The organism is Geodermatophilus sp. SYSU D01180, from assembly GCF_054050415.1.
Window position 1 is genome coordinate 42,040 of the sequence record NZ_JBJGZH010000030.1, and the last position, 7,101, is coordinate 49,140.

The window sequence follows — 7,101 nt, forward strand, 5'->3', positions numbered from 1 at the left end:
CGGTCAGCGGGCCAGGAGGTACCCGGCGGCCGCGGCCCCCAGGCCGAGCACCAGCGTGGCCGCGAGGTACCCCGCCGCCCGGCCGACGGCGCGCTCCTCGACCAGCCGGACGACGTCGGCGCCGAAGCTGGAGAAGGTGGTCAGCGTCCCGCAGAAGCCGGTGCCGACCAGCGCGACCACCGCCGCGGGCGCGTCGCCGAGGCCCAGCAGCACGCCGAGCACGGCCGAGCCCGCGACGTTGACGGCCAGGGTGCCGACCGCGGGGTCCCACCCCGCCCGGCCCGCGAGGCGCACGGCGAGCAGCCGCAGCGGCGCCCCGACCAGCGCGCCGGCCGCGACCAGCAGCGGCGTCACGGTCTCCGCCGCCGCACCGCGAGCAGGCCGGCGGCGGTGGCGAGCACCCCGCCGAGGACCGAGGCGAGCACGTAGGCCGCGGCCAGCAGGACCCGGCCGGCGTCGGTGAGCAGGACGACCTCGACGGCGAACGCGGAGTACGTGGTGTAGCCGCCGAGCACGCCGACGGCGAGGAAGGGCCGCACCCACGCCGGCTCCGGGCCCGTGGTGAGCAGGCCGAGGAGGACGCCCATCAGCAGGCAGCCGGTGAGGTTGACCAGCAGCGTCGCCCAGGGCCAGCCGGGGGAGGGGAGCGCCTCGGCGACGCCCCACCGCGCCAGCGCCCCCAGCGCCCCGCCGACCGCCGCCAGGGCACAGGCCGCCGTCGGGGACCTCACCGCCGGCGGGTCTCGGGGAACAGCAGGTCGACGAAGCGGGCCGCGGTGGGCTGCGGCTCGTGGTTGGCCAGTCCCGGGCGCTCGTTGGCCTCGACGAACACCGCGTCGGGGCCCTCGACGTCGGGGACGAGGAAGTCGACGCCGGTCACCGGGATGCCGATCGCCCGGCTGGCCCGCACCGCCGCCTGCGCGATCGCCGGGTGCAGCCGGTCGGTGACGTCCTCGATGGTGCCGCCGGTGTGCAGGTTCGCGGTCCGCCGGACGCGCAGCCGCTGCCCGTTGGCCAGGACGTCGTCCATCGCGTACCCGGCCGCCCGGACGACGTCGGTGGTGACGTCGTCCAGCGGGATCCGCGACTCGCCGCCGGTGGCCCGCTCCCGCCGCCGGCTGGTCTCGCGCACCAGCTGGGCCACGGTGCTGCGGCCGTCGCCGACGACCTCCGCGGGCTTGCGCACCGCCGCGGCGACCACCTCGAGGTCGATGACGATGACCCGCACGTCCTCGCCGTCGACGAGCTCCTCGACCAGCACGTCCGGGCAGAACAGCCGTGCGGCGTCGACGGCCCGCGCCAGCTCCTCCTCACCGGTCACGCCCACGGTGATGCCCTTGCCCTGCTCGCCGCGGGCGGGCTTGACCACCAGCTCCCCGACCTCGGCGAGCAGCCCCCGGGCAGGGCCGAGGTCGTCGCCGGGCACGGACACGCCGCGGGGCACGCGCACCCCGGCGGCCTCGACGATCCGGCGGGTGACCCGCTTGTCGTCGCAGCGGCTCATCGCGACGGCGGTGGTGAACTCCGACAGCGACTCGCGGGTGAGCACCCGGCGGCCGCCGAGGGACAGCTGCATCTCGCCGAACTCGGCGTCGGTGACCTGGACGCGGATGCCGCGCCGCAGCGCCTCGTCGGCGATGATCCGCGCGTAGGGGTTGAGCTGCGTGAGCCCCGGCGGGCGGGCGGCGAACAGCGGCGTGTTGATCGGGTTCTTGCGCTTGACGCACACCGCGGGCGCGCGCACGAAGCCGAGCTTGCGGTAGAGCGCGATCGCGCCCTTGTTGTCGTGCATGACCGAGAGGTCGACGTAGGAGCGGCCGCGGCCGACGTACCGCTCGGCCAGCACCCGCACCAGCGCCTCGCCGGTGCCGGGCGGCGCGCTCTGCCCGTCGACGGCGAGGCACCACAGGCTGGTGCCGCTCTCCGGGTCGCCGAAGGCCAGCACGTGGTCGACGCCGGTGACCGTGCCGACGATGCGCGAGGTCCGGGTGTCCTCGGCGACGAGGTAGGTGAAGGCGCGGGTGCGGTGGTTGGCCCACATGGTCTCGGGGTCGCCGGTGACCATGTTGTTGCGGGCGTAGATCTCGTTGATCGCCACCATGTCCTCGAGCGAGGTCACCGTGCGGACGAAGACGCCGCGGATGAGCTCGGGGCGGGGCCGGTAGCGGTAGAGGTCCAGCCGGTAGGTGTAGCTGGGGTCGATGAACAGCTCGTCGGGCGCGAGGCCGACGAGGACGTGCGGGTCGCGGGCGTAGATGCAGATGTCGCGCTGCCCGGTCTCCTCGGCGCGCAGCGCGGCGAGGATGTCGCGCATCTCGGTGAAGGTCTGGCCGAAGACCAGGCGCCCCCACGCCAGGTCCAGCACGACGTCGCCGGCCATCCCCTCGAGCTGGTGGTCGGAGGGCCGGGTCCAGTTGCGTCCGGTGAGGTCGGGCGTTCCGGCCACCGCGGTGCGGCGGCGGTGCCCGGCGAGCCGGGGTGCCACGGTGCGCCTCCTCAGACCCCGTGGTTCTGCAGCCACAGCTCCAGCAGGCCCAGCTGCCAGAGCTTGTTGCCGCGCAGCGGCGTGAGCTCCCCGTTGGGGTCCTCGAGCAGCCGGGACACGTACTCCGGGCGGAACAGCGCCCGGTCCCGCGCCGCCTCGCTGGACAGCGCGTCCTTGACCAGGCCGAGCACCTTGCCCTCCAGGTGGGTGATCGCCGGGACCGGGAAGTAGCCCTTGGGCCGGTCGATGACCTCCGGCGGGATGATCCGGCGGCCGATCGCCTTGAGCACGCCCTTGCCGCCGTCGGCGAGCTTGAGCTCGGGCGGGCACTGGGCCGCCAGCTCCACCAGGTCGTGGTCGAGGAAGGGCACCCGGGCCTCCAGGCCCCAGGCCATGGACATGTTGTCCACCCGCTTGACCGGGTCGTCGACGAGCATGACCTCGCTGTCCAGCCGCAGGGCAGCGTCGACGGCGGTCTGTGCGCCGGCGCGGGACATGTGGTCGCGGACGAACTCCAGGCTCGGGTCGCCGTCGAGGGCGTACCGCTCGCCGACCAGCGCCCGCATGTCGTCGGCGCCGCGGTCGAAGAACGCCTTCGCGTAGCGCTCGACGGCCTCCTCGCGGCCGACCTCGGCCAGCGGCGGGTACCAGTGGTAGCCGGCGAAGACCTCGTCGGCGCCCTGACCGGACTGCACGACGCGGATCGACTGGCTGACCCGCTCGGACAGCAGGTCGAAGGCGACGACGTCGTGGCTGACCATGGGCTCGGCCATCGCGCCGATGGCGTGGCCGAGCGCGGCGGCCAGCTCGTCGGAGGACACCCGGATGCGGTGGTGGTTCGTGCCGAACCGCTCGGCGATGACGTCGGAGTAGCGGAACTCGTCGCCCGCGTGGCCGCCGACGGTCTCGAAGCCGATCGAGTAGGTGGCGAGGCCGCTCTGCCCCTCCTGGGCCAGCAGGCCGACGATCAGGCTGGAGTCCAGCCCGCCGGACAGCAGCACGCCGACCGGGATGTCGGAGACCAGGCGACGGCGGACGGCGACCCGCAGCGCCTCCTCGATGGCGTCCTCCCAGTCGCGGTCCGTCCAGCCGGAGTGCTCGAGGCGCCGCTCGTACGTGGGCTCCCAGTAGCGGTGCTCGCGGCTGGTGCCGTCGGCCTCGATGACCCGCACGGTGGCCGGCGGCAGCTTGCGGACGCCGTTGAGCAGGGTGCGCGGCGCCGGGACGACGGCGTGCCAGGTCAGGTAGTGGTGCAGCGCGACCGGGTCGATGGAGGTGTCGACGTCGCCGGCGCGCAGCAGGGCCGGCAGCGACGAGGCGAACCGCAGCCGGCCCGGCGTCTCGGCGAGGTACAGCGGCTTGATGCCCAGCCGGTCGCGGGCCATGACCACCCGGCCGGTGGCCCGCTCGTGGATGACCACGACGAACATGCCGTGCAGGTGGTCGACGAAGTCCAGGCCCCAGTGGTGGTAGCCCTTGAGCAGGACCTCGGTGTCGCTGGTGGAGAAGAAGCGGTAGCCGTGGCCCTCGAGTTCGGCGCGCAGCTCCTTGTAGTCGTAGATGCAGCCGTTGAAGACCGCCTCGAGGCCCAGCTCGCTGTCCACCATCGGCTGGGAGCCGCTGGGGGAGAGGTCGATGACCGACAGCCGGCGGTGGCCGAACGCCACCCGGCCGGCGCTCCACTGGCCCTGGCCGTCCGGCCCGCGGGGGACCAGCGCCTCGACCATCCGCGCCACCGCGGTGGTGTCGGCCAGGGAGCCGTCGAACCTGATCTCGCCGGAGAGGCCGCACATGGCTCGATCCAACCCCAGGCCGACGGCTGCCGCGACGTGATCGGTCCAGTTCACAGACACGTCACACGGCCCGGTTCCACGTGGAACCGGGCCGTGTCGGGCGGAGGCAGTGCGCCCCCCGGTGCGGATCAGCCGCGCGGCTTGCCCGGCTTGCGGGGGTGCGTGCCGGTCGCCGCCGGCGTCGTGCCGGTCAGCGCCCGGACCGCCGCGACGACGTCGACCAGGCCGGTGCCCTTGTCGAACGACGTCGTGTAGCCATCGACCGCGGTGTAGGCCGCGCCGTCGGTGTAGCGGTAGGCCGTCGACTTCAGCGCGGCCTCGACCTCGGCCGGGGTGGCCGTCGGATCGGCCTGGAACAGCTGGGCGGCGATGCCGGCGATGTGCGGCGCGGCCATCGAGGTCCCGCTGATGGTGTTGAACGTGCCGACGTCGAGCGGGCCGGGGCCGTTGCGCGGGTCGAGGCCGGTGCCGCAGATCGGCAGCGTCAGCCGGCAGGCCGAGGTGATGTTCTCACCGGGCGCGGAGAGGTCCGGCCAGGTCGAGGGGTCGGCCGAGGCGCCGCGCGAGGAGTACCCGCTGACCACGCCGTCACGGGTGCCGGTGTCCTGGTCGTGGTAGGAGGCCACCGAGAGGATGCCGCCGGTCGGGTCCTGGCCCGGCGGGTTGGTCAGCGACGCCGAGCCGTCACCGCCGTCGTTGCCGGCGGCCCAGACGGTGACCACGCCCTCGGCGGCCAGCGCCCGCTGCAGCTTCACCGTCGCCGAGTTGGGGTCGAACTCCCCGCCGCCGGAGGGGCCGTAGGAGTTGTTGGTGACCCTGATCGGCGGGCACTCGGCGGCCGGGACGTCGGCGCCGCAGGGGTGCTCGTGGTTCTCCAGCACCCAGTTCAGCGCCGAGTCGGCGCCGACGATGAGCAGCACCGCGCCGGTGCCGATCGACACCAGGCTCGCGCCGGGCGCCGCGCCCTGCAGCCGGCCGCCGTCGGTCAGCGTGGTGGGCCGGCCGGCGACGATGCCGCTCACGTGGGTGCCGTGCCCGCCGGCCGCCAAGGTGTCGGTGTCGACGACGCCGGGGACCAGGACCACGCAGTCGGAGGAGGTGTTGGTCTCGACCAGGCAGACGCTCTTGAGGTTGGCGACGACGGCGCTGCTGCCGTCGGCCTCGCGGAAGTAGGGGTGCGTGGGGTCCACGCCGGAGTCGATGACGGCGACCGAGACGCCGCTGCCGTCGAGCGGCCGGCCGTTGGCGCCGGTGAACGTGGTGATCGCCTCGGCGCCGCGGGTGGCGGTGTTGGAGGTCTCCTGGCTGAACTCGATCGGGGTGTTGCCCTCGAGGTAGATGACGCCGGGCTCGCTGCGCGCCGCCTCTACCTGCGCGGCCGTCCCGCGGGCGACCACGACACCGATCCGCTCGAACTCGGTGACCGTCCGCATCCCGGTGGCAGCGACCGCGTCCCGCGCGGCCTGCGCGTCGGTGCCGTGCACCAGGACGACGGTCGGGTCGGCGCCGGCCAGGCCGGCCAGCTGGTCGGCCAGGAAGTCCTGGACGGGGGCGAGCGGGCCCGGGGCGGCCTGGGCGGGGGAGGCCAGGAGCGCGCCGGCGACCAGCGCGGCCAGGCTCCCTCCCCCGAGGACGCGGCGGGACGACCGGTTCATGGGCTCTCCTCTTCGAGGGCGGGTCGGTGCGACCTGGGGAAACGAGCGGGTGCGACGACGGTCACGCCAGGAGGCGTCCGGGCGTGTCGCCGGGTCACGGGTATCGGGGGAGCCGCTCCTGTCCGTCAGGGTGGGGGCGTGTACGACGACCCGCCCGGAGAGGCGCCCTGGGCGATGCAGCTGGTGGCCCGCGTGGAGCGGGTCGCACCGCCGGGCCGGACCGCCGTCTGCGAGGCCGCGGCGACGGCGGTCGTGCGGCTGCTCGCCGACGACCGGGCGCTGCCGGGTGGGGAGTGGGAGCCGCTGGTCCGCCGGTGGACCGACGGGGCGATCCGCAAGCACTGCCGCCGGGCGCGCGGCGTGGCCTGGCAGCGGGTCGAAGCGCTCCCCGGCGTGACCGCCGCGGTGGGCGGCGCCGAGGTCCGCGCGCTGGTGCCGGGCCCGACCGACGCCATCCCCCCGGAGGTCGCGAAGCTGCAGCTGACCGGCAGCGAGCTCGACGACCCCGGCGCCCGGCCGGGAGTCGACCCGGAGCCGGGCGGCCCGCTCGTCGTCTCGGTCTGCCCGGAGCCGTTCCTGCCGCTGGGCAAGGCGGCCGCGGCCTGCGGGCACGCGGCGCAGCTGTCGGCGGTGCGCATGCCCGCCCGGCGGTTCGACGCCTGGGCGGCCGCCGACTTCCCGGTGGTGGTCGAGCACCCCGGCGTCGAGCGGTGGGCGGCGCTGCGCCCACGGGCGGACGTCGAGGTGGTCGACGCGGGCTTCACCGTGGTCGACCCGGGGACCAGCACCGCCCTCGCCCGCTGGGCATAGGTCGCGCGACCACGCCCCGACGGGCCTCGGCCCCACAGGTGCCTGCGAGCCGAGGTCCTGCCGAGTCGCTCAGAACGGTGGCGGCTCGTCGGCCGGGCCGGCCGGTGATGGTGGTCCGGGATCGGCCGGTGGTGGTCGCAGGCCCGGTGGGCGGGTCGTCCGGGTGATGCCGGACGGGGTCGTCACCGCCAGGACGCCGTCGGCGCTCATCCGGAAGCGCCAGCCGCGGGCGAAGGTCTTGAGCCGGTGGTGGCTGCGGCACAGGCAGCACAGGTCGGCGCAGTCGGTGGTGCCGCCGTGGGCGTGCGGGACGACGTGGTCGGCGTCGGCCCAGCCGACGCGCTGGCCGCAGGTGGGG

Annotated in this window: 7 protein-coding genes; 1 reads left to right on the forward strand and 6 read right to left on the reverse strand. The window is 75.1% G+C overall.

Annotated elements, in window-relative coordinates:
- Window positions 1-3: 3 nt before the first annotated feature.
- The 5 genes from ACI8AA_RS20640 to ACI8AA_RS20660 all read right to left on the reverse strand — a co-directional run bounded on the left by ACI8AA_RS20640 (window position 4) and on the right by ACI8AA_RS20660 (window position 5,933).
- Window positions 4-354, reverse strand: coding sequence for a fluoride efflux transporter FluC (locus ACI8AA_RS20640; protein WP_457046243.1), 351 nt, complete (start codon window positions 352-354; stop codon window positions 4-6).
- Complete coding sequence (locus ACI8AA_RS20645; protein WP_457046244.1) at window positions 351-731, reverse strand: fluoride efflux transporter FluC; 381 nt, start codon at window positions 729-731, stop codon at window positions 351-353. The genes ACI8AA_RS20640 and ACI8AA_RS20645 overlap by 4 nt, the downstream gene beginning before the upstream one ends.
- Window positions 728-2,485 (reverse strand): N-acetylglutaminylglutamine synthetase, encoded by a 1,758-nt coding sequence (gene ngg / locus ACI8AA_RS20650; RefSeq protein ID WP_457046245.1) that lies wholly within the window; start codon window positions 2,483-2,485, stop codon window positions 728-730. The genes ACI8AA_RS20645 and ngg overlap by 4 nt, the downstream gene beginning before the upstream one ends.
- A gap of 11 nt (window positions 2,486-2,496) precedes the next feature.
- Window positions 2,497-4,278, reverse strand: a complete 1,782-nt coding sequence (locus ACI8AA_RS20655) for an N-acetylglutaminylglutamine amidotransferase (protein ID WP_457046246.1) — start codon at window positions 4,276-4,278, stop codon at window positions 2,497-2,499.
- A 128-nt stretch (window positions 4,279-4,406) separates the two neighbouring features.
- Window positions 4,407-5,933 (reverse strand): S8 family serine peptidase, encoded by a 1,527-nt coding sequence (locus ACI8AA_RS20660; protein WP_457046247.1) that lies wholly within the window; start codon window positions 5,931-5,933, stop codon window positions 4,407-4,409.
- 138 nt (window positions 5,934-6,071) lie between these two features.
- On the opposite strand from ACI8AA_RS20660, the gene ACI8AA_RS20665 reads away from it, so the two are divergent.
- The gene (locus tag ACI8AA_RS20665) at window positions 6,072-6,743 is read left to right on the forward strand and encodes a hypothetical protein (RefSeq protein ID WP_457046248.1); all 672 of its coding nucleotides are present in this window, start codon (window positions 6,072-6,074) and stop codon (window positions 6,741-6,743) included.
- Between the two features lie 69 nt (window positions 6,744-6,812).
- Here ACI8AA_RS20665 and ACI8AA_RS20670 read toward each other — a convergent pair.
- The coding region (locus ACI8AA_RS20670; RefSeq protein WP_457046249.1) for an HNH endonuclease at window positions 6,813-7,101 on the reverse strand (289 nt) is incomplete at its 5' end.